This is a genomic window from Nocardia sp. PE-7 (genome assembly GCF_030486425.1).
Taxonomy (GTDB): Bacteria; Actinomycetota; Actinomycetes; order Mycobacteriales; family Mycobacteriaceae; genus Nocardia; species Nocardia salmonicida_A.
In genome coordinates, this window is the sequence record NZ_CP129614.1 from 5,069,780 (window position 1) to 5,091,018 (window position 21,239).

The 21,239-nt window shown below is 68.7% G+C and carries 9 protein-coding genes; 6 read left to right on the plus strand and 3 right to left on the minus strand.

Translation table 11 applies throughout. The features are described 5' to 3' along the window. Positions 1–49 precede the first annotated feature (49 nt). The 3 genes from QX204_RS23850 to ctaD form a co-directional block, all read right to left on the minus strand. Entirely contained in the window at positions 50–475 is a 426-nt protein-coding gene (locus QX204_RS23850) for a protease inhibitor I42 family protein (protein WP_301902460.1), read from the minus strand. Between the two features lie 79 nt (positions 476–554). Next, on the minus strand, positions 555–1,784 hold the full coding sequence (gene serB / locus QX204_RS23855) for a phosphoserine phosphatase SerB (protein ID WP_131816594.1): 1,230 nt from the start codon (positions 1,782–1,784) through the stop codon (positions 555–557). Between the two features lie 81 nt (positions 1,785–1,865). Next, positions 1,866–3,608, minus strand: a complete 1,743-nt coding sequence (gene ctaD / locus QX204_RS23860) for an aa3-type cytochrome oxidase subunit I (RefSeq protein ID WP_301902461.1) — start codon at positions 3,606–3,608, stop codon at positions 1,866–1,868. Positions 3,609–3,906: 298 nt separating this feature from the next. Here ctaD and QX204_RS23865 point away from each other — a divergent pair, with 298 nt between their 5' ends. The 6 genes from QX204_RS23865 (at position 3,907) to QX204_RS23890 (ending at position 21,229) form a co-directional block, all read left to right on the plus strand. Next, positions 3,907–4,710 (plus strand): VOC family protein, encoded by an 804-nt coding sequence (locus QX204_RS23865; protein WP_301902463.1) that lies wholly within the window; start codon positions 3,907–3,909, stop codon positions 4,708–4,710. Between the two features lie 146 nt (positions 4,711–4,856). Further along, entirely contained in the window at positions 4,857–5,267 is a 411-nt protein-coding gene (locus QX204_RS23870) for an AMP-binding protein (RefSeq protein WP_301902464.1), read from the plus strand. Positions 5,268–5,410: 143 nt separating this feature from the next. Continuing rightward, complete coding sequence (locus QX204_RS23875) at positions 5,411–18,619, plus strand: non-ribosomal peptide synthetase (RefSeq protein WP_301902465.1); 13,209 nt, start codon at positions 5,411–5,413, stop codon at positions 18,617–18,619. Next, the gene (locus tag QX204_RS23880) at positions 18,616–19,626 is read left to right on the plus strand and encodes an efflux ABC transporter ATPase subunit, DrrA-related (RefSeq protein ID WP_301902466.1); all 1,011 of its coding nucleotides are present in this window, start codon (positions 18,616–18,618) and stop codon (positions 19,624–19,626) included. The genes QX204_RS23875 and QX204_RS23880 overlap by 4 nt, the downstream gene beginning before the upstream one ends. Further along, entirely contained in the window at positions 19,623–20,441 is an 819-nt protein-coding gene (locus QX204_RS23885) for an ABC transporter permease (RefSeq protein ID WP_301902467.1), read from the plus strand. The genes QX204_RS23880 and QX204_RS23885 overlap by 4 nt, the downstream gene beginning before the upstream one ends. After that, positions 20,441–21,229, plus strand: a complete 789-nt coding sequence (locus QX204_RS23890) for an ABC transporter permease (protein WP_301902468.1) — start codon at positions 20,441–20,443, stop codon at positions 21,227–21,229. The genes QX204_RS23885 and QX204_RS23890 overlap by 1 nt, the downstream gene beginning before the upstream one ends. The last annotated feature ends 10 nt before the right edge of the window (positions 21,230–21,239 follow it).

The window sequence follows — 21,239 nt, forward strand, 5'->3', positions numbered from 1 at the left end:
ACCGGTCCGCCCGCCAGCCTAATCGCGCGGGTACGTGGCCCTACCGCGTTCAGCTCACCCGGACATCCACCATGAAGGTCGGCTCGGGGCCGATGGATGATTCGTTGGCGGGCCCGTAGGTGAACTGCAGCGAGGTCACACCCCGCTGGATCGCCCGGAACGGCCACACCGTGGCATTGCCCTCGCTGGTCGGCCCACCGTCGGGGATCAGGATGCCCTTCTCGGCATTGACCATGCCCCACTGGCCGGTCGACGAGGGATCCTGAGGCAGACGCACCAGCAGGCGCTGGCCCACCGTGGCCACGACCGTGCTGCCGTTGGCGGCCGGCTCGATCATCAGCGGCTCGACCGCGGACTGTGGAATAGCGGTCGGCTGAAGGGTGACGAAGTAGGGCTCGGTCTTGTCGCCACCGCACCCGGCGGTCGATCCGCCGAGACCCGCCAGGGCGATCAGGACGAGAAGAGACCTGCGCACAACAACCTCCCGGTGACGAGCGGTAACGACGTGCCTGTGCGGTCACTCTACGTCGGCGAGGTCGCGATTCCGCGTGACGCTACCGGCCGAGCAGTGGAACCCGCCGTACGCCGCCGTCGCGCGCATCGGCCGCTTCCACCTCGTCGCGGGTGACGCCGAGGATGAACAGCACCGCGTCCAGATACGGATGCGACAGCGCCGTATCTGCCACCTCGCGCAACGCGGGCTTGGCATTGAACGCCACGCCGAGCCCGGCCGCGTTGAGCATGTCGATGTCGTTGGCGCCGTCACCGACCGCGACGGTCTGCTCCATCGGTACGCCCGCCTCGGCGGCGAACTTGCGCAGGGCGGTCGCCTTGAACGCCCGGTCGACGATCTCGCCGACGACCCGCCCGGTGAGCTTGCCGTCGATGATCTCCAGGGTGTTGGCCTGCACGAAATCGAGTTCCAGCTCGTGCGCGAGCGGCTCGATCACCTGCCGGAAGCCACCGGAGACCACGCCGCAGCGGAAGCCGAGCCTGCGCAGGGTCCGAATCGTGGTGCGCGCGCCCGGGGTGAGCTCGATCCGGTCGGCGACCTCCTCGATCACCGACTCGTCGAGACCCTCGAGGGTGGCCACTCGCTGACGCAGCGATTCGGCGAAGTCGAGCTCGCCGCGCATCGCGGCCTCGGTGACCTCGCGGACCTGATCCTCCACACCGGCGTGCGCGGCCAGCATCTCGATCACTTCGCCCGTGATCAGGGTGGAGTCGACGTCGAAAACGATGAGGCGCTTGGCCCGGCGGGCCAGCCCCGCCCGTTCCACCGCGATGTCGACCCGCTCGGCGACCGCGACCTCGGCCAGTGCGGTGCGCAGTCGCGCGTCGCCTTCGTCGCTGGTGTCGGTCGCGGTGACCATCAGTTCCATCCCGGTCACCGGGTAGTCGGCGATGCCACGGATGGAGTCGATATTGGCGCCACCGGTGGCCAGTTCCCGCGAGATCGCGCTGAAGGCCTTCGCGGTGACCGGGGCGCCGAGCACCACGACCGCGTGGGTCGACATCGGCGGCTTGCCGATCTGCGCGTCCACGGACACGTCGACCTGCATGCCGACGGTGTTCATGGCCTCTTCGAGCTCGTCCTGCAACGCCTCGGGGTCGTTGGGGCACGACACCAGCACCCCGAGGGTGAGCCGTCCCCTGATGACCACCTGCTCCACGTCCAGCAAGCTCACCTGGTGCCGGGACAACGTCGCCAGCAACACCGACGTGACGCCCGGTCGGTCGGGGCCGGTGACGGTCACGAGAACTGTGGTGTCGGCCAAGTCGATCTGCTCCGTTCGATTACCCACAAAAAGAGTGTGCACCCGCTGGTCACCCAGCAGGTGCACACCCTGTCGTTCGGTGGTGTCCTACTTCTTCGCGAGCGCGCCTTCGGACACGTGCGTGCTGTGCTTACCCGAGCCCCAGCCCACGTGCGCCTCGGCCTTCATACGGTCGACCATGTGCGGGTAGTGCAGTTCGAACGCGGGGCGCTCAGACCGGATCCGCGGCAGCTCGTAGAAGTTGTGGCGCGGCGGCGGGCAGGTGGTGGCCCACTCGAGGGAGTTGCCGTAGCCCCACGGGTCGTCGACCGTGACGACCTCGCCGTAGCGGAAGCTCTTGAAGACGTTCCAGATGAACGGCAGCATCGACGAGCCGAGGATGAACGCGCCGATCGTGGAGATCGTGTTCAGCGTGGTGAAACCGTCGGACGGCAGGTAGTCGGCGTAGCGACGCGGCATGCCCTCGGCGCCCAGCCAGTGCTGGACCAGGAAGGTGGTGTGGAAGCCGACGAAGGTGGTCCAGAAGTGCCACTTGCCGAGGCGCTCGTCCATCATGCGACCGGTGATCTTCGGGAACCAGAAGTAGATACCCGCGAAGGTCGCGAACACGATGGTGCCGAAGAGCACGTAGTGGAAGTGCGCGACGACGAAGTACGAGTCGGTGACGTGGAAGTCCAGCGGCGGCGAGGCCAGGATGACGCCCGACAGACCACCGAAGAGGAAGGTCACCAGGAAGCCGAGCGACCACAACATCGGTGTCTCGAATGTCAACTGACCGCGCCACATGGTGCCGATCCAGTTGAAGAACTTCACACCGGTCGGGACCGCGATGAGGAAGGTCATGAAGGAGAAGTACGGCAGCAGCACCGCGCCGGTGGCGTACATGTGGTGCGCCCACACCGCGATCGACAGCGCCGCGATACCCAGCGTCGCGTAGACCAGCGTGGTGTAACCGAAGATCGGCTTGCGACTGAACACCGGGAAGATCTCCGACACGATGCCGAAGAACGGCAGCGCGATGATGTAGACCTCGGGGTGGCCGAAGAACCAGAACAGGTGCTGGTAGAGCAGGATGCCGCCGGTGGCCGGGTCGTAGATGTGACCACCCAGGTGGCGGTCGTAGGCCAGACCGAACAGCGCCGCGGTGAGCAGCGGGAACGCGAGCAGCACCAGCACGGAGGTGACCGCGATGTTCCAGGTGAAGATCGGCATGCGGAACATGGTCATACCGGGTGCGCGCAGGCAGACCACGGTGGTGAGCATGTTGACGCCACCGAGGATGGTGCCAAGACCCGACACGGCCAGACCGAGGATCCACAGGTCGGTGCCGACACCGGGCGAGTGCAGGATGTCGGTCAGCGGCACGTAGGCCGTCCAGCCGAAGTCCGCCGCGCCGCCGGGGGTCACGAAGCCCGCGGTCGCCATGGAGGCGCCGAACAGGTACAGCCAGTAGCTGAACGCGTTCAGTCGCGGGAAGGCGACGTCGGGAGCGCCGATCTGCAGCGGCAGGACGATGTTGGCGAAGCCGAACACGATCGCCGTCGCGTAGAACAGCAGCATGATCGTGCCGTGCATGGTGAACAGCTGGTTGAACTGTTCGGGCGAGAGGAACTGCAGACCCGGACGTGCGAGCTCACCACGCATGAGCAGCGCCATGAGGCCGCCGATCATGAAGAAGCTGATCGCCGTCACCAAGTACATGGTGCCGAGCACCTTGGGGTCGGTGGTGGTGACCGCCTTGTAGAGGAACGAGCCCTTCGGCCCGGTCCGGGCCGGATACGGTCGAGTCGCTTCCAACTGAGGGACTGGCCTGGGCTCTACCGCAGTCACTGATCCTCCTGAAGATGCCTGTACGTCACTCGCAGCGTCGGCCGCGCCTGAAAGGACGGACAGCAGCAGACATGCGTTGGAGTGAATCGTAAACCGTGCTGCCGCAGCATTCCGCGCGGGTCCTACTCTGTGTCGTATTCGGCGCGCCGTAGTTCGCGATCCCGATCTTCCTCCGCAGGTCGCGTGGGTGCAATGGTTGTCGGCGATGACTTTTCGGCGGTCGGCGCGTCATGATCGATGCCGACACACGAACGTGCCAGCGTCTCGATCGAGCTCCCCCTTCAGCCGAGGAGAAGTCATGTCGTTGACCCCGAAACCCGGTGACCCCACCTGGGTCGATCTCTACACCACCGATCTCGACCGCGCGATCGCCTTCTACGGCGAACTGTTCGGTTGGACCGCCGATCGCGGCGGCGAGGAATTCGGCGGCTACACCACCCTGCGCAAGGACGGGCGGGCGGTGGCGGGCGCGATGGGCCGCCACGACGATCCCGGCGACCCCTATCCCGACCGCTGGACCGTGTATCTGAACTCCCCCGATGCGCTGGCGACGACGGCGAAGACGAGCGCGGCGGGCGGCAATGTGATCGTCGAGCCGATGGCGGTCGCCGATCTCGGATCGATGGCGGTGCTCGCCGATGTCGGCGGCATCGGTGTGGGGGTCTGGCAGGCCGATACCTTCGCCGGCTTCGAAGCGGTCGGCATCGTCGCCGACGGCACCTGGACCGACCACGTCGGCGTCCCGTCCTGGTTCGAGCTGATGACGCGCGCCTACGACGAGTCCCTGGTCTTCTACCGCGACGTCTTCGGCTGGGCCGACACTTTGACAATCGCCGACACCGCAGACTTCCGCTACACCACCATTCACGCCGTCCCACCCATGGGCGGCGGTGTCCTCGACGCGGGCGGCCACCTGGCCGAAGGCATACCCGGCTCGTGGACGGTCTATTTCGGCGCCGACGACGTGGACAAGTCCGCCGAACAAGCGGTGGCCCTCGGCGGCACCGTCGCCTTCGAACCCATGAACACCCCCTACGGCCGTCTCGCCGGCCTGATCGACCCCACCGGCGCGCATTTCAGCATCGGCGGAAACGCCCGCTGACCGAGGGTTCGACCCCCTAGGGGTGGTAATCGATCCCCCTGGGAGTCGGCGCACCAACGCTGGGGTTGCTGTCGGGTTCCCCTCTCGGAGACGAGATTGGAGGTGTAGCAAAAAACACCCGCCGACAAGCCTTCAAGGGGAATCCGATGAGCACCATGGTCACCGCACCCGCCGACAACGTCATCCAGATGCGTCGCCGTTCCGACGCGCCGATCGTCGCGGGACAGCTCGCCGACGCCGATCTGGATCGTTGGGCGAACCGCCTGGCCCGCGTGCTGCTCGGTCGCGGAGCCGAGGCGGGCGACCGGATCGCCGTCGCGGTCGATCCCCGGATCGAGGCGGTCGTCGCCGAGGCCGCGGTGCGCAAGATCGGCGCGATCCCGGTGTCGCCCGCCGACGGTGCCGCGACCGGTTTCGGGATCACCACCAAGGCCAATCGGGCCCAGTTCGCCGACAGCGGCAACTGGCTGGTGCTCGACGATCGCTCGACCCTGCAGCGCTATCTGGTCAGTTCCGACGCGCCGCTGGCGACCACCGAACTGGCCGCAGTCTCCTGAACCCATTCCGATGTGGTCCGCGCTGGTTCAGAATGAACATAGAGCGCAGTACGCAACGGCGAGTACTACCAGCCAGGTAGCTACCCGACGGTCGGGACACATCGTGAACACCGAGCTCGAGACATGAGAACGCAGGTTCGCTCATGATCGCACCAGAAGGCCCTTTTCCGCTGTCCGCCGCCCAGCGCGGCATCTGGTTCGCCCAGCACATCGCGGGCGACACACCCATCTCCATCGCCCAATACGTCGAACTGTCCGGCGAGATCGACCACACGCTGCTCACCGAGGCGGTCCGACAGACCGGCCGGGAGTTCGGCACCGGCTACGTGCGGCTGGTCGACGTCGACGGCCGGCCGCATCAGATCGTCGACCTGGCCCTCGACGACGAGATCGTCCGAGTGGATCTGCGCGACCGCCCCGACCCGGAAGCCGCCGCGCACGCCTGGATGCGGGCCGAGTACACCGCACCGCTGGACGTGATGCGCGACCGATTGGTCCGCCTCGCCATGCTGCGGGTCGCCGAGGACCGCTGGTTCTGGTACGCGCGCATGCACCACATCGTCTTGGACGGGATGGGCGCGCTCGCCCTCGTCCAGCGCACCGGCGAGCTCTACAACGCCGCCTTCGACGGCCGCGAGCCGCCGCCGGCCAAGGCCGAGCCGTTGCAGAAGATCGTCGAGGCCGACCTGGCCTACCGGACCTCGACCCGTTTCGAGACCGACCGCGAGTACTGGCGCGATCACCTGGCCGAGCTGGCCGATCCGGTCACCCTCGCCGGCCGTGCCGCCGAGGTCGACGGCCACCCCAACCGGGTCTCGGGCGCCCTGCCCGCGGAGACGACCGCACTGCTGGATTCTGTTGCCGCCGCGGTGAACTCGGGCGTCGCGCCCACCGTGGTCGCCGCGTTCGGCGCCTATCTCGCCGCGATGACCGGCGCACCGGAGGTGGTCCTGAGCCTGCCGGTGTCCGCCCGGACCTCGGCGACCCTGCGCCGTTCGGGCGGCATGCTCGCCAATGTCGTGCCGCTGCGGGTCACCCTCGATCCCGCGACGACCGTCGGCGCGGCGATTCTGGCTGTCCAGGCCGAGCTGACCGGCGCGCTGCGGCGGCAGCGCTATCGCCAGGAGGACATCGTCCGCGATCTCGGCTGGGCGATGGACGAGGCGGCGTCGTTCGGTCCTGCCGTGAATCTGATGATGGTGGACACCAGGATCGCGCTCGGCCCGGTGGTCGGACGGCTCAATGTGCTCACCTCCGGGCTGATCGACGATCTGTTCGTCAACGTCTACCCCGGCGTGGGCGGCGAGAGCACCCACATCGATCTGCAGGGCAACGGAAACCTCTACAGCGACGCCGAGCTGGCGGCCCACCACGCTCGCTTCCTGATGTTCCTGCACCGATTCCTCGTCGCCGGACCCGATGCCCCGCTGTCGACGGTGCCGGTCCTCTCGGCTGCCGAGCACGCGGCCTCGGTGCCCGCGCGTGGTCCGGCCGGCGTCGAGCCGAAGACTCTGCCCGAGATCCTCGCCGCGGGCGCGGCGATCGATCCGGACGCGGTGGCCCTGCGCTGGGGCACCGACGACACACTGAGCTACCGCGAAGTCGACGAGTACACGAATCGGCTGGCCCACCTGCTGATCGCCGCGGGCGCCGGCCCCGAACACGGTGTGGCACTGTCTATTCCACGCTCCGCGGAATCGGTGCTCGCCACGATCGCGGTGGCCAAGACCGGCGCGCCGTTCGTTCCGATCGATCCGACCTATCCCGACGACCGGATCGAGCACATGATCGACGACAGCGGCGTCGTCACCGGCTTGACCGTCACCCAGGTCCGTAAGTCTCTGCCCGACAAGGTCGATTGGCTCGCACTCGACGCCGAAACCACTGTCGCGGACCTCGCCGCACAGGACGTCGCCCCGATCACCGATGCCGAGCGAACCGCCGCGATCGGGCTCGATCAGGTCGCCTACGTCATCTACACCTCCGGGTCGACCGGACTCCCCAAGGGCGTCCTGGTCCCGCACCGGGGCCTGGCGAATCTCGCCGCGAGTTCGGGGGCCGGCTTCGGCGTCGACGCCGACTCCGTCGTCGCCCACGCGGTGTCGCCGAGCTTCGATATCTCCGTCGAGGAGATCCTGGTGACCCTGGCCGCCGGTGCCACCCTCGCGGTGGTCCCGCCGTCGGCGTACGCGGGCGAGGACATGGCGCAGGTGTTGCGCACCCATCGCGTCACCCATCTCAATGTCACCCCTGCCGTGGTCGGTTCCCTCGACCCGGCGACCCTGCCCGACCTGCGCACGATCGTGGTCGGCGGCGACGCCTGTCCACCGGAGCTGGTGTCGAAGTGGGCCGGGCGCGCCCTGATCAACGGCTACGGGCCGACCGAAACCACCGTCACCACGACCCTGACCGCACCGCTGGTCCCCGGCGCCCCGGTGACGATCGGCAGCCTCGTCCGGGGCGTGTCGGGCCTGGTGCTCGACTCCTGGCTGCGGCCGGTCCCCGCGGGCACTGTGGGCGAGCTGTACCTCGCCGGACCCGGCGTCGCGCGCGGCTACCACCGGCGCAGCGGGTTGACCGCCAGCCGGTTCGTCGCGAATCCGCACGCGCCCGGCGAGCGGATGTATCGCACCGGAGATCTGGTGCGGTGGACCGATCCTGACCGATTCACCCTGGAATACCAGGGCCGCAGCGACTTCCAGGTGAAGGTGCGCGGCTACCGGATCGAGCTGGGCGAGATCGACGCCGCGTTGCAGCGACTTCCCGAGATCGATTTCGCGATCACCCTCGGCGTCGAGACCGCCGCCGGCGCGACGGCGCTCGTCTCCTACGTCACGACCGAGCCGGGTGCCGAGGTCCATCCCGAGGCGGTGAAAGCCGCTGTCGGTGAACGTCTTCCGGCCTACATGGTGCCCGCCGTGGTGATGGTCCTCGACGAGGTTCCCCTCACTCCACTCGGCAAGGTGGACCGAAAAGCATTGCCCGCGCCGGATTTCAGTGCCCGCACGGTCACGAGCCGCGCGCCGTCCACACCGCGCGAGGAAACTCTGGCGGCCCTGTTCGCCGAGGTACTCGGGCTGGACACCGTCGGGGTCGACGAGAGCTTCTTCGCACTCGGTGGCGACAGCATCGTTTCCATCCAGCTGGTCTCGCGCGCGAAGGCCGCCGGTATCTCGTTCAGCGCCCGCGATGTGTTCGAACGCAAGACGGTCGCCGCGTTGGCCGCGGTCGCGGACGACACCGAGGTCGTGGTGGTCGACGAACTGCCCGGTGGCGGCGTCGGCGCGGTGGAGCTCACCCCGATAGTGCACGCGATGGTCGAGCACGGCGACACCTGGGGTCGCTACGGACAGGCCGTACTCATCGGGCTGCCCGCCGACTTCGACCGCCCGAGACTCGCGGCGGCGCTACAGGTTTTGCTCGAACACCACGATCTGCTCCGCTCGTCGCTGCGCCGCACCCCGGACGGCTGGGAATGGATTGTCGCCGAACGTGGTTCGGTCGACGCCGCGACGCTGATCGACGTGGTCCGGGCCGACACCGACGAAGCGGTGGACCGCGCCCTACAGGATGCCGCGGATCGCCTCGATCCCACCGTGGGCGCCGTTGCCCGGTTCGTCATGATCGAACGCGCCGACGCCGATCCGCTGTGCTGGCTGGTCCTGCACCACCTGGTCACCGATGGCGTCTCGTGGCGAATCCTGCTGCCGGACTTGGCCACCGCGGCCTTCGGCGGCGCACTCGACCCCGTCGGCACCTCCTTCCGCCGCTGGGCGCACGGCCAGGTCGAGAACGCCGCCTCCCGCATCGACGAACTGCCGATCTGGCAGCGAATCCTGGCCACACCCGATCCGTCTTTCGCCCTCGCCTCGCCGCGGGCCGCCTTCGATCCGGCCGTCGACGTGGTCGCCACCATGGCGCAATGGCAGACGACGGTGCCCGCCGACCTCGCGCACACCGTGCTGCACGCGGTACCCGAGCAATTCCATTGCGGCGCGGACGAAGTACTCCTCGCGGCGCTCGCCATGGCCGTGTGCCGGTGGCGCGAACGCACCGGCGCCCTGCTGACGTTGGAGGGCCACGGCCGCAGTGAATCCCTGCTGCCCGGCGCCGATGTCGCGCGCACCGTCGGCTGGTTCACCAGCGTGTATCCGGTCGCGCTCGACCTGACCGAGATCGATCTCGGCGACGCGTTCGCCGGTGGCCACGCGGCGGGTTCGGCGATCAAGGCGACCAAGGAGCAGTTGCGGTCGGTCCCCGATCGCGGCGTCGGCTTCGGCCTGCTGCGCTATCTGGACGACGAGACCGCCGCGGCGCTGGCGGACGCGCCGACACCGCAGCTGAGCTTCAACTATCTCGGCAGGGCGGTGACCGGCGAGGATGCCTGGGTACCGCGACGTTTCGCCGCGACCAACGACGACGGCGCTCCACTGGCCGCTGTCGTCGATATCAACGCGGTGCTCACCGATGCCGGGTTGGAGGTCACCTGGGCCTACGCGAGCAGGCTGCTCGACGAGGCCGAGGTGCGCGAGTTGGCCGAGCTCTGGTCACAGGCCCTGCGCGCGCTGGTCACCCACGCCGGATCCGGCGACGCGGGTGGCCGCACGCCCTCGGACTTCGAGCTGGTCGCGGTCGATCAGCCACAGATCGAACGCTGGGAGCACGCCTACCCGAAGCTCACCGACGTCTGGCCGCTCTCGCCGCTGCAGTACGGCCTGCTCTTCCACGCGCTCTACGACTCCGACACCGCCGACGGTTACACGGTCCAATCGCTGCTCACCCTGGCGGGCACGGTCGACGCCACCCGGCTGCGCGGCGCGGCACAGGCGCTGATCGATCGGCACGAGAACTTGCGCGTGGCCTTCGTCGAGACCGACGACGGCCCCCGCCAACTGGTGCTGTCGGCGGCCGAGATCCGCTGGCACGACATCGATCTCACCGAGATCGCCGACGACGAGCAGCGAGCGCGCGAACTCGACCGGGTGATCGAACTCGACGCGCTGACCCGCTTCGACCTGACCGATCCCCCGCTGCTGCGCTTCACGCTGATCAGGACCGCCCCGGAGAATTTCCGGCTCGTCATGACCAATCACCATCTGGTGCTCGACGGTTGGTCGACGCCGCTGCTGGTTCGGGAACTGCTCACCCTGTACGTCACCGCGGGCGACGCGTCGATGTTGCCGCCCGCCCGGTCCTACCGCGAATTCCTGTCCTGGCTCGAAGACCAGGACGCCCAAGCCTCGCTCGACGCGTGGAAGCATGCCCTGTCCGGGATCGACACGCCGACCCGAGCAGTCCCCACGCTCGCCGGGATCGAGTCGACCGAGACCGGGATGCTCTCGCACGATCTGTCCGCCGCCACGGTCGCGGCACTCGAGTCCGCCGCCAGGGCAGCGGGCGCGACCGTGAACACCCTGGTCCAGGCCGGTTGGTCGATGCTGCTGGCCATGCTCACCGGCCGCACCGACGTGGTGTTCGGCGCCACGGTGTCCGGTCGGCCGCCGGAGCTGCCCGGTGTCGAGGAGATGGTCGGGCTGTTCATCAACACCGTGCCGGTGCGGGTGACGCTGGATCCGTCGGAGCGGGTGTGCGACCTGCTCGCCCGCGTGCAGGCCGAACAGGCGCGGCTCATGGACCATCAGCACGTCGGCCTCGCCGCCATCCACCGCGCCGTCGGCCTGGCCGAATTGTTCGACACCCTCACCGTTTTCGAGTCCTACCCCATCGATCGCGAGGCGTTGTCCCAAGCCCTGGATATCGCGGGGATGCGAGTGCTCGACATCGAGGGCACCGACGCGACGCCGTATCCGTTGAACCTCATGGTGATTCCGCTGCGCGGCGAAGCCGGCGCCGGCGATGCCCTGCGCATCACAGTGAAATTCATGGCCGATCAGCTGGAACACACCGCGGCGCAGTCACTCCTCGACCGCTTCATCCGGCTCCTCGCCCAACTCGCCGAGAATCCGCGGGCGATGATGTCGCAGCTGCGGTACTGCAGCGAGGCCGAAACAGCCGCGCTCGCACCGGTTCACGGCCCACCGCCGCTGCCGATGCGCACGCTGGCCGATGTCCTCACCGCGGGCGCGCGCATCGATCCCGACGCGATCGCGGTCAGCGCGGGCGAGCTGCGGATGAGCTACGGCGAACTCGACGCCTGGTCCAATCGGTTCGCCCGGGTCCTGCTCCGTCGCGGGATCGGCCCCGAGGTGTTCGTGGTGCTCGCGCTGACCCGGTCGCTGGAATCGGTGGTGGCCGTGTGGGCGCTGGCCAAGACCGGTGCGGCCTTCGTTCCGCTGGATCCGAGCTATCCGGTGGAACGGATCGAGCACATGCTCACCGATTCGAAGGCCCCGATCGGCGTCACAGTGACGGCCACCGGCGACGACCTGCCCGGGTCCATCGACTGGCTGCTGCTCGACGACCTGAACACCATGCGCCGCGCCATGCTGGTCTCCGACGCGCCGATCACCGACGACGAACGCGGCGGCGCGGTCGATATCGACCACACCGCGTACCTGATCTACACCTCCGGTTCCACCGGCAAGCCCAAGGCGGTGTTGCTCAGCCACCGCGGTATCGCGAATCTCGTCACCGCCCAACGGGAGACCCTGGCACTCGACCCGTCGGCCAGCGCATTGCAGGTCGCCTCCCCCAGTTTCGACGCCTCCGTCTTCGAAATGCTCACCGCGCACGCGGCGGGCGGACGCCTGGTCGTGTCGCCGCCGGAGGTCTACGGCGGCGCCGAACTCGAGACGCTGCTGCGCACCGAGCGGGTCACCCACGCGGTGATCACCCCCTCGGCGCTGGCGACCATGGAACCCACCGATCTCACCGATCTGCGGGTGCTGTCGGTGGCCGGCGAGGCGGCCACCCCCGAGCTCATCGAGAAGTGGGCCGCGGGCAGACGGATGGTGAACCTGTACGGCCCCACCGAGTTCAGCATCTGGGCCACCGGCCCCGCCGAGCTGGTCGCGGGCGAGCCGGTGACCATCGGCGGACCGATTCGCGGCGCGGCGCTGGTGGTGCTGGACAGCTGGTTGCGGCCGGTACCGATCGGCATCGCGGGCGAACTGTATCTGGCCGGTCCCGCGCTGGCGCGCGGCTACTTCAACCGGTTCGAGATGACCGCGAGCCGATTCGTCGCCAACCCCTTCGGCATCGCCGGCGAACGCATGTACCGGACCGGTGACATGGTGCGCTGGGTCGCGGGCGAGAACGACGCGCTCACCCTGGAATACCTGGGCCGCAGCGACTTCCAGGTCAAGATTCGCGGCCTGCGGATCGAACTCGGCGAGATCGACGCGGTGCTCTCGCGCGTCGACGAGGTGGACTACGCGGTGACGATCGGGCGTGACGGACCGGCGGGCGCCACCGTGCTGGTGTCCTATGTGCTCCCCGTGCCGAGTGTCGAACTCGACACCGAGCGACTGCGCGCGCAGGTGGCGGCGGAACTGCCCGGGTACATGGTGCCCGCCTATGTCGTCGTCCTGGAGGACATCCCACTCACCCCCGTCGGCAAGCTGGACCGCAAAGCCCTTCCGATACCGGACTTCTCGGTGACTCAGCAGTCCTATCTCGCGCCGCGCACGCCGGTCGAACAGGCCGTCGCCGAGGTGTTCGCCGAGGTACTCGGCAGCGAGCGGGTGAGCGTCGACCAGTCCTTCTTCGAGCTCGGCGGCAACTCGCTGAGCGCGACAAAGGTGGTGGCCCGGGTCAATTCGGCACTCGGGTCCGGCATCGCCCTGCGTGATCTGTTCGACGCACCGAGCGTCGCCCAGCTGTCCTCGCGGGTCCTGCCCGCGGCCGAAGGCAGCGCGGGTCGCCCGGCCCTCGCCCCGCGCCCGCGCCCCGACCGCATCCCGCTGTCCCCCGCCCAGCAGCGCATGTGGGTGCTCAACCAGCTCGACCCGCAATCGTCGGCTTACAACATCGCGATCGCCCTTCGCCTCACCGGATCACTGGACGTGGCGGCCATGCGCCGAGCACTCGCCGACGTGGTCGAGCGCCAGGAAAGCCTGCGCACGCGCTACCCCGCCGACGCCGAGGGCCCACGCCAGGTCGTCGTCGGTATCGACGGATCCACCCCCGCCATGCCACTGATCGATACCGAAGACGGTGCGCCACTACGGGATCGGATCAACGACCTGGCGGGAACCGGATTCGATCTCACCCGTGAGCCTCCGTTGCGGGTCGGCCTGTACCGCCTCGACGGCGCGGAGTCCGGCAACAACTCTCCTGCCGCCGAGCAGCATGTCGTCGTCCTCGTGGTGCACCACATCAGCGCGGACGGCGCGTCGATGGCGCCGTTGGCGGCCGACCTGGTGGCCGCGTACTCGGCGCGGGTGTCGGGCGCGGCGCCCAGCCGACCTCCCCTCGCCGTGCAGTACGCCGACTTCGCCCTGTGGCATCGCGAACTGCTCGGCACCGGCGCGGAGGCTGACTCCGTCGCCGCACAGCAGATCCAGTATTGGCGCGAGAACCTCGCCGGCGCCCCGGATGCCCTGGAACTGCCCAGCGATCGACCCCGGCCCGCGGTGCAGTCGATGCGCAGCGACGACGTCGATTTCACCGTCGACGCACAGACCCACCGTGCGTTGATCGACTTCGCCGCCGCGAACAACGTCAGCGTGTTCATGGTGGTCCACGCCGCGCTCGCGGTCCTGCTGGCCCGACTCGGCGGCACCGGCGATGTCGTCATCGGCACCCCGATCGCGGGTCGCGGCGAAGCCGCCCTCGACGACCTCGTCGGCATGTTCGTGAACACCCTGGCTCTGCGCACCCCGGTCGATCCCGGTACCGGCTTCCGGCAACTGCTCGCGACGGTCCGCTCCACCGATCTCGACGCGTTCGCCCACGCCGACGTGCCGTTCGAGCAGCTCGTCGGGGCACTCGACCCCACCCGATCGACCGCCCACCACCCGCTGTTCCAGGTATCGCTGTCGCTGCAGAACTTCATCGAGCCGGTGCTGGAACTGCCCGGACTCCGCTTCGAAGTCGAGGACTTCGACCGCCGCTCCTCGGCCTTCGACCTCACCCTCGACCTGCGCGAACGGTTCGGCGAAACAGGACCCGAAGGCATCGAAGGCGTCCTGACCTACGCGACGGACCTGTTCGACGCGAGCACGGTCACCGCGTTCGCGACCCGATGGCGGCAGGTCCTGTCCACCGTCCTCGCCGACAGCGACGTCCGCCTCGCCGATATCGACATCCTCGCCGAAGCCGAACGCGCGGAGCTGATTCCGGTCCGCGGTCGCGCCACCACGGGAACGACCACTCTGGCCGAGCTGCTCACCGCGACCGCCACCGCCTTCCCCGACCGACCCGCGCTGGTCACCGACACCACCGCGCGGATATCCGGCACGACCACCTACCGCGCGTTGCACGCCAGGTCGAACCAGCTGGCCAGGCTGCTGATCGAGGCGGGGGCTCAGACCGAAACCGTGGTGGCGCTGGGCCTGCCCCGCTGCGCCGAGTTGCACACCGGCATCTGGGCAGCGGCGAAGGTGGGCGCGGCCTTCCTGCCGGTCGACCCGAAGCATCCGGCGGACCGCATCGACCACATGCTCACCGATTCCGGCGCCCAGGTGGGGATCACCCTCGCCGAATACCGACCACAGCTCTCCGACACCACCCGCTGGTTGATCCTCGACGACGCCGCGTTCACCGCGCGCCTGGACGCCACCGAGGACGCCGACCTCACCACCGAGGAACTGCCGGTCCCGATCAGGGTCGAGAACCCGGCCTGGATGATCTACACCTCCGGCTCCACCGGCACTCCCAAGGGCGTCACCGTCACCCATCGCGGCCTGGCCGACCTGGTCGCCGCCCAGCGCGCCGACCTCACCCTCGACGAACACGCCCGGGTATTGCAGGTCGCCTCACCGAGTTTCGACGCGTCGATCTTCGAGGCGCTCATGGCATTCGGTTGTGGCGGGGCCTCGGTGATCGCCCCACCGGAGGTCTTCGGCGGGGCACCGCTCGCGGAACTGATCGCCGCCGAGTCGGTCACCCATATGGTGATCACGCCGTCGGCACTGGCCACCATCGACCCCGCCGAGGTGTCGAGCCTAAGGGTCCTCGCGGTCGCGGGTGAGGCGGTCGGCCCCGATCTGGTCGCCCGCTGGTGCGGCGGCGCAGGCGGGCGCACGATGGTCAACCTGTACGGCCCGACCGAATACACCATCTGGGCAACAGGATCCGAGCCGCTCTCCGCCACCGAACCGGTCACCATCGGCACCCCTGTTCGCGGTGCGGCGGTGCTGGTCCTCGACGACCGACTCCGCCCCGTGCCCGTCGGCGTCGCGGGCGAACTGTACCTCACGGGCACCGCCCTGGCGCGGTGCTACCACGCCCGGCCGAGCCTGACCGCGGCCCGATTCGTCGCCGATCCGTTCGGTGGTTCCGGTGAACTCCTCTATCGCACAGGTGATCTGGTGCGGTGGACGCGCCCGCCCGCCGGATTGGCTCTGGAATACCTCGGTCGCACCGACTTCCAGGTGAAGGTACGCGGCCAGCGCATCGAACTCGGCGAGATCGACGCGGTGCTCGGCGCCGTCGACGGCGTCGATCTCGCTGTGACGCTGGGTGTTCCGGGTCCGACCGGTGCCACCGCCCTCGCCGCCTACCTGGTGCGGATGCCCGGCGCCGAGCTCGACATCGCGCACATCCGCGCCACGGCAGCCGACGCCCTGCCCGCCTATATGCTGCCCACCGCCTTTGTCGTGCTGGACGAGATTCCCATCAACGCGGTCGGCAAACTCGATCGAAAAGCCCTGCCGGAACCGGTGTTCGTCACCGACGACACCCCCTACCGCGCACCGGAGACCCCGACCGAACTGGTGCTCGCCGAGGTCTTCGCCGAACTGCTCGGCCGCGCGCAGGTGGGCATCGACGATTCCTTCTTCGCCCTCGGCGGCGACAGCATCCTCGCCATCCAGCTGGTCACCCAGGCGAAGCTGCGCGGGGTGCACTGCACCCCGCTGCAGGTGTTCGAACACCGCACGGTCGCGGCGCTGGGCGCGGCCGTCGATGCCGCCGAAACGTTCGAAGCACTCGAGGAACTGCCCGGCGGCGGCATCGGCGACCTGCCGCTCACCCCGATCGTCCGGTACATGATCGAACGCGGCGGCGATTTCGACCGGTTCGCCCAGACCGCGGTCTTGGAACTGCCGGTCGGCATCGACCGCGCGCAACTCGTCACCACACTCACCGCCGCGATCGACCGACACGACATGCTGCGAGCACGCCTGTGGGCAGACGACGACGGCTGGCGGCTGCGGGTGGCCGCCCCCGGCTCGGTGGACGTCGACGCACTCGTGCACCGCACGGCGTTCGACGCCACCGACTCGATCGACCTGCGCGAATACGCGCAGACCGAACTCGACTCCGCGATGAACCGCCTGAATCCCGCCGAGGGCGTCGTGCTCCAATTCGTCTGGCTCGATCCCGTCGGCGACGCCGGTTCGCACACCCGACCGGGACGCCTGATCGTCGTCGCACACCACCTCGCGATCGACAGCGTGTCCTGGCGGATCCTGGTGCAGGACTTGATCGCCGCCTGGGCGCAGGTAGCCGCGGGCGCCGCCCCGGCGCTGCCCGAGATCGGCACGTCGATGCGGCGCTGGTCGCACGCGCTCACCGAGCAAGCCCATTCCGAGGCGCGGCTGGCCGAACTCCCGTACTGGCAACAGGTGGTGAACGGCCCGGACCCGCTGCTCGGCGCCCGCCACCTCGATCCGGGCACCGACCAGGGACGGACGGTCCGCCGCCTCGATATCGAGGTCGACGAGAACACCACCACAGCGCTGCTCACCACCCTGCCGCGCCTGTTCCACGGCAGCGTCACCGACGCGCTGTTCGCCACCCTGGCACTGGCGCTGGTGCGATGGCGGGCCCGCAGAGGCGTGGACGAGCCCTCGGCGCTGCTGCGCCTGGAAGGCCACGGCAGGCAGGAGGAAGTCGTGCCCGGCGCCGATCTGTCACGGACCATCGGCTGGTTCACGAACCTGTATCCGGTGCGGCTCGATCTCGCCGATATCGACGTCGAGGATGCCCTGGCCGGCGGACCCGCCATGGGCACGGCCATCCGCCGAGCCAAGCACGACCTCGCCGCGGTCCCGGACAAGGGCATCGGATTCGGTCTGTTGCGCTACCTGAATCCCGAAGCAGCCGAACAACTCCCGACGCGACTACCCGGTCAGATCTGCGTGAACTACCTCGGCAGGCACACCTCGGTCGACACGCCCGCCGGTCTGGAAGGCCTGGGCTGGCTACCCACCGACGCGCTCGGCGATCTCGAGGCGGCCGAACATCCAGAAGTACCGATCATGTCGGCGATCGATATCAACGCGATGGTGGTCGGCGACCGCCTCCAGGCCGACTTCGGTTACGCGGCCCAGCTTTTGGCCCGCGACGATGTCGCCGAACTCGCGAACCTGTGGGTCGAGGCACTCGGCGCGGCAGCACGTTTCGCCGAAACCCCTGCCGCCCAGGCCGCTTCGGCCGACGAAGCCGCCGCCATGACCGCGCACACGGCGGCGACCGCGGAGCCGGGGCCGAGCGGTCTCGGCCTCGATGTGTTGCTTCCGATCCGCCCCGGCGGGGATCGACCCGCACTGTTCTGCGTCCACTCCTCCTCCGGAATGTCGTGGAGCTACCTGGGATTGGCCGAACAGCTACGGCCGGGGCGACCGATCTACGGACTCCAGGCCCCCGACCTCAGCGGTCGCGAACCGTCGGCACGCTCGATCGAGGAATTCGCCCGGCGCTACGTACGCGAGATCCGCGCGGTGCAGCCGAGGGGCCCCTATCACCTGCTCGGCTGGTCGTTCGGCGGCCTCATCGCCCAGGCGATGGCGGTGGAACTGTCCGCCGCGGGCGAGCGGGTGGGGGTCGTCGCGCTCCTGGACACCGACACCGCCGATATCGACGGCGACACCATCGAGCGATTGTCGGCGGGCGCGTTCATCAACACCTTCGGCGCCATCTTCGGCATCGACGACGTTCCCGCCGAATCGAGCGCCGAGGAGGCGGCCGGGCTCATCACCGCCCGGCTCGGCGGGGTCGAACTCGTCGACGCGGCGACGATCGAGCGAATGGCGGGCTCCTACAACGCCTCCGCGGGCACGCGGACCGGGTATCAACGGCCGGTCTACCACGGTGACATCGTCTATTTCAGCGCCACGGTGGACCCCGCCGAATGGATGGGGCCCGACGGTTGGCGGGCCTACGTCACCGGCGACATCACCAACCACGACGTCGATGTGACCCACGACGAAATGACCAATCCCTACGCACTGTCGGTGATCTCGCCATTGCTCGACGACCACTTGGAAGCAGGAGACCGGATATGAGCGTCGAACACACTCTCGTGCAGAGCAACCCGCGCACCGGCGGTGTCGTGGTCGAAGGGATCGAGAAGTCCTTCGGCGACGTCCACGCCCTACGCGGTGTCGATTTCGAGGCCGCCCCCGGTGAGGTGCTCGGCATCCTCGGTCCCAACGGCGCGGGCAAGACGACGATGGTGAACATCCTGTCCACCCTCGTCACGCCCGACAGCGGGCGGGCGGTGGTCGCCGGCCACGATGTCGTCGACGACCCGGCGGCGGTCCGCAAACGCATCATGCTGACGGGGCAGTACGCCGCGCTCGACGACATGCTCAGCGGCTACGAGAACCTGGTCATGTTCGGCAGGCTGATGGGGCTGCGCAAACCGGCGGCGCAGGCCAGGGCCAGAGAACTACTCGGCGAATTCGACCTGGAGAAGGCGGCGAACCGGCGCGTCGGCACCTATTCGGGCGGCATGCGCCGCCGCATCGACATCGCCTGTGGGCTGGTGGTGCGACCCGATGTCGTCTTCCTCGACGAGCCGACCACCGGACTGGACCCCCGCAGCAGGCAGGGCGTCTGGGACCTGGTGCGCGGCTTCAAGACTGCCGGGATCACCACCCTGCTCACCACCCAGTATCTGGAGGAAGCCGATGCGCTCAGTGATCAGATCATCGTGATCGATCACGGCGTGGTGATCGCCTCCGGCACCGCGGACGAGCTGAAACATCGCACCGGCGGCAGCTACTGCGAGATCGTGCCGCTGGATCTGGAAGGGTTGCCGACCATTGTCGCCGCGCTCGGCTCGCTGCTTCCCCCGGAGAACCTGGCCGCGCTCACTCCCGAATCGGACCGCATCACCATCCCCGCGCCCGACGGCGCCAAAACGCTCGCCGAGGCACTGCGCCGACTCGACAACGCCTCGGTCGAACTCGTCGACATCGCCCTGCGCAGGCCCTCGCTCGACGATGTGTTCCTGCAGCTCACCGGTCACCTGGCCTCGAACGAGGACGAATCGAAGGCCACCGCATGACCGCCGCCACCTGGAACACCTCCGCGCGCGCGACACCGGAGACAGTGCAGCAGTGGTGGGTCCTGAGCACCCGGCTGATCGTGCCCTCGATCAAATCCGGCGAGTTCCTCGCCTCGGTACTCGCACCCGCGGCCTTCACGGCCAGCTTCTACATCCCGTTGAAAACCGTGATGACGTTCTCCGGCAACGGTTTCAGCAGCTACGCCCAGTACATGATGCCGCTGGTGATCCTGCAGGCCGCCGCGTTCACCGCCATCTCGGCGGCATTCCGTTCGGCCACCGATTCCGTGGCAGGCCTCAACCGCCGTTTCGGCGCGATGCCGCTGCGCCCGCTGGTTCCGGTCGCGGCGCGGATGTCGGCCAACCTGTTCCGGCTGCTCATCTCGTTGGCCGCGGGAATCGCCGCGGGCTATGTGATCGGTTTCCGGTTCCGGCTCGACGCCCTGCACACGCTCGGATATCTGGCGTTCTCGGTCCTCATCGGACTCGCGTTCACCCTCGGCGCGGATGTGATCGGCTCGCTGTCCAAGAGCCCCGAAGCCACCTCGCAGGCACTGCTGCTACCCCCGTTGATCTTCGGCATGCTCTCGACCGGGCTCGCCCCGGCCAGCCAGTTCCCGGAGTGGATCCAGTGGTTCGTCCGCAATCAACCGGTCTCCCAGTTCGCGATCGTGTTGCGCGCGCTGGCCGGTGACACCTTGGGCAACGCCGGGACGGTGACCTGGGCGCTGGTGACCCCGTCGCTGCTGTGGCTTGCCGCGATGCTGGCGATCTGCGCGCCGGTGGCTGTCCGGCTGAGTTCCAGGAGGGCCTGATGGCAGAACAACTCGAGACCTCGACGGCGTCGCTGCTGCGGCACACCCTGATCCAGACCGAACGGCTGCTGCTGCGCTGGGCACGCAACCCGGTCACGCTGCTGGAGACCCTGTTCATCCCGTGTCTGCTGCTGTTGATGCTCGACATCGTGGTGGGCGGCCAGATCCAGAAGTTCACCGGCGACGACGCCCTCTACGGCTCGGTGCCGATGGTCGCCCTGGTCGGCGCGCTGTCCGGCGCCGTCGCCAGTGGCGTGCTGCTCGGCCGGGAACGCGACGCCGGCCTGCTGGCCAAATTCTGGGTGCTGCCCGTGCATCGCGCCTCCGGCCTGATCTCGCGCATCCTCGCCGAGGGCTGCCGCATCCTGCTCGGCACCGTGACGGTGCTGATCGTCGGCTACCTGCTCGGCTTCCGCTTCCACCACGGTCCACTGGCCGCCGTGGTATTCCTGGCGATCCCCGTGGTGTTCGGACTCGCCTTCGCCACCATGGTCACCGCCGTCGCCGTCTACAGCGCGAAGGCCTCATTGGTCGAGGGCATCACGATCCTCGCCTCGCTGATGATGTTCTTCAGCACCGGATTCGTGCCGCTCGTCGCCTTCCCGACCTGGATTCAGCCGGTGGTCGCCAATCAGCCGATGTCGGTCGCCGTCGACGCGATGCGCGGCCTGTCCGATGAGGGTCCCATCGCCCGGCCCCTACTGCTCACCCTCGCCTGGTCCGGCGCCGCCCTGCTGTTGTTCGCCGTGCCCGCGGCCATCGGCTTCCGGCGCGCGAGCCGCCGGTAGTCCGGCCCGC

Coding starts and splice junctions, on each gene's coding strand:
- QX204_RS23865 (WP_301902463.1), top strand. CDS start 3,907: ATGTCGTTGACCCCGAAACCCGGTGACCCCACCTGGGTCGATCTCTAC.
- QX204_RS23870 (WP_301902464.1), top strand. CDS start 4,857: ATGAGCACCATGGTCACCGCACCCGCCGACAACGTCATCCAGATGCGT.
- QX204_RS23875 (WP_301902465.1), top strand. CDS start 5,411: ATGATCGCACCAGAAGGCCCTTTTCCGCTGTCCGCCGCCCAGCGCGGC.
- QX204_RS23880 (WP_301902466.1), top strand. CDS start 18,616: ATGAGCGTCGAACACACTCTCGTGCAGAGCAACCCGCGCACCGGCGGT.
- QX204_RS23885 (WP_301902467.1), top strand. CDS start 19,623: ATGACCGCCGCCACCTGGAACACCTCCGCGCGCGCGACACCGGAGACA.
- QX204_RS23890 (WP_301902468.1), top strand. CDS start 20,441: ATGGCAGAACAACTCGAGACCTCGACGGCGTCGCTGCTGCGGCACACC.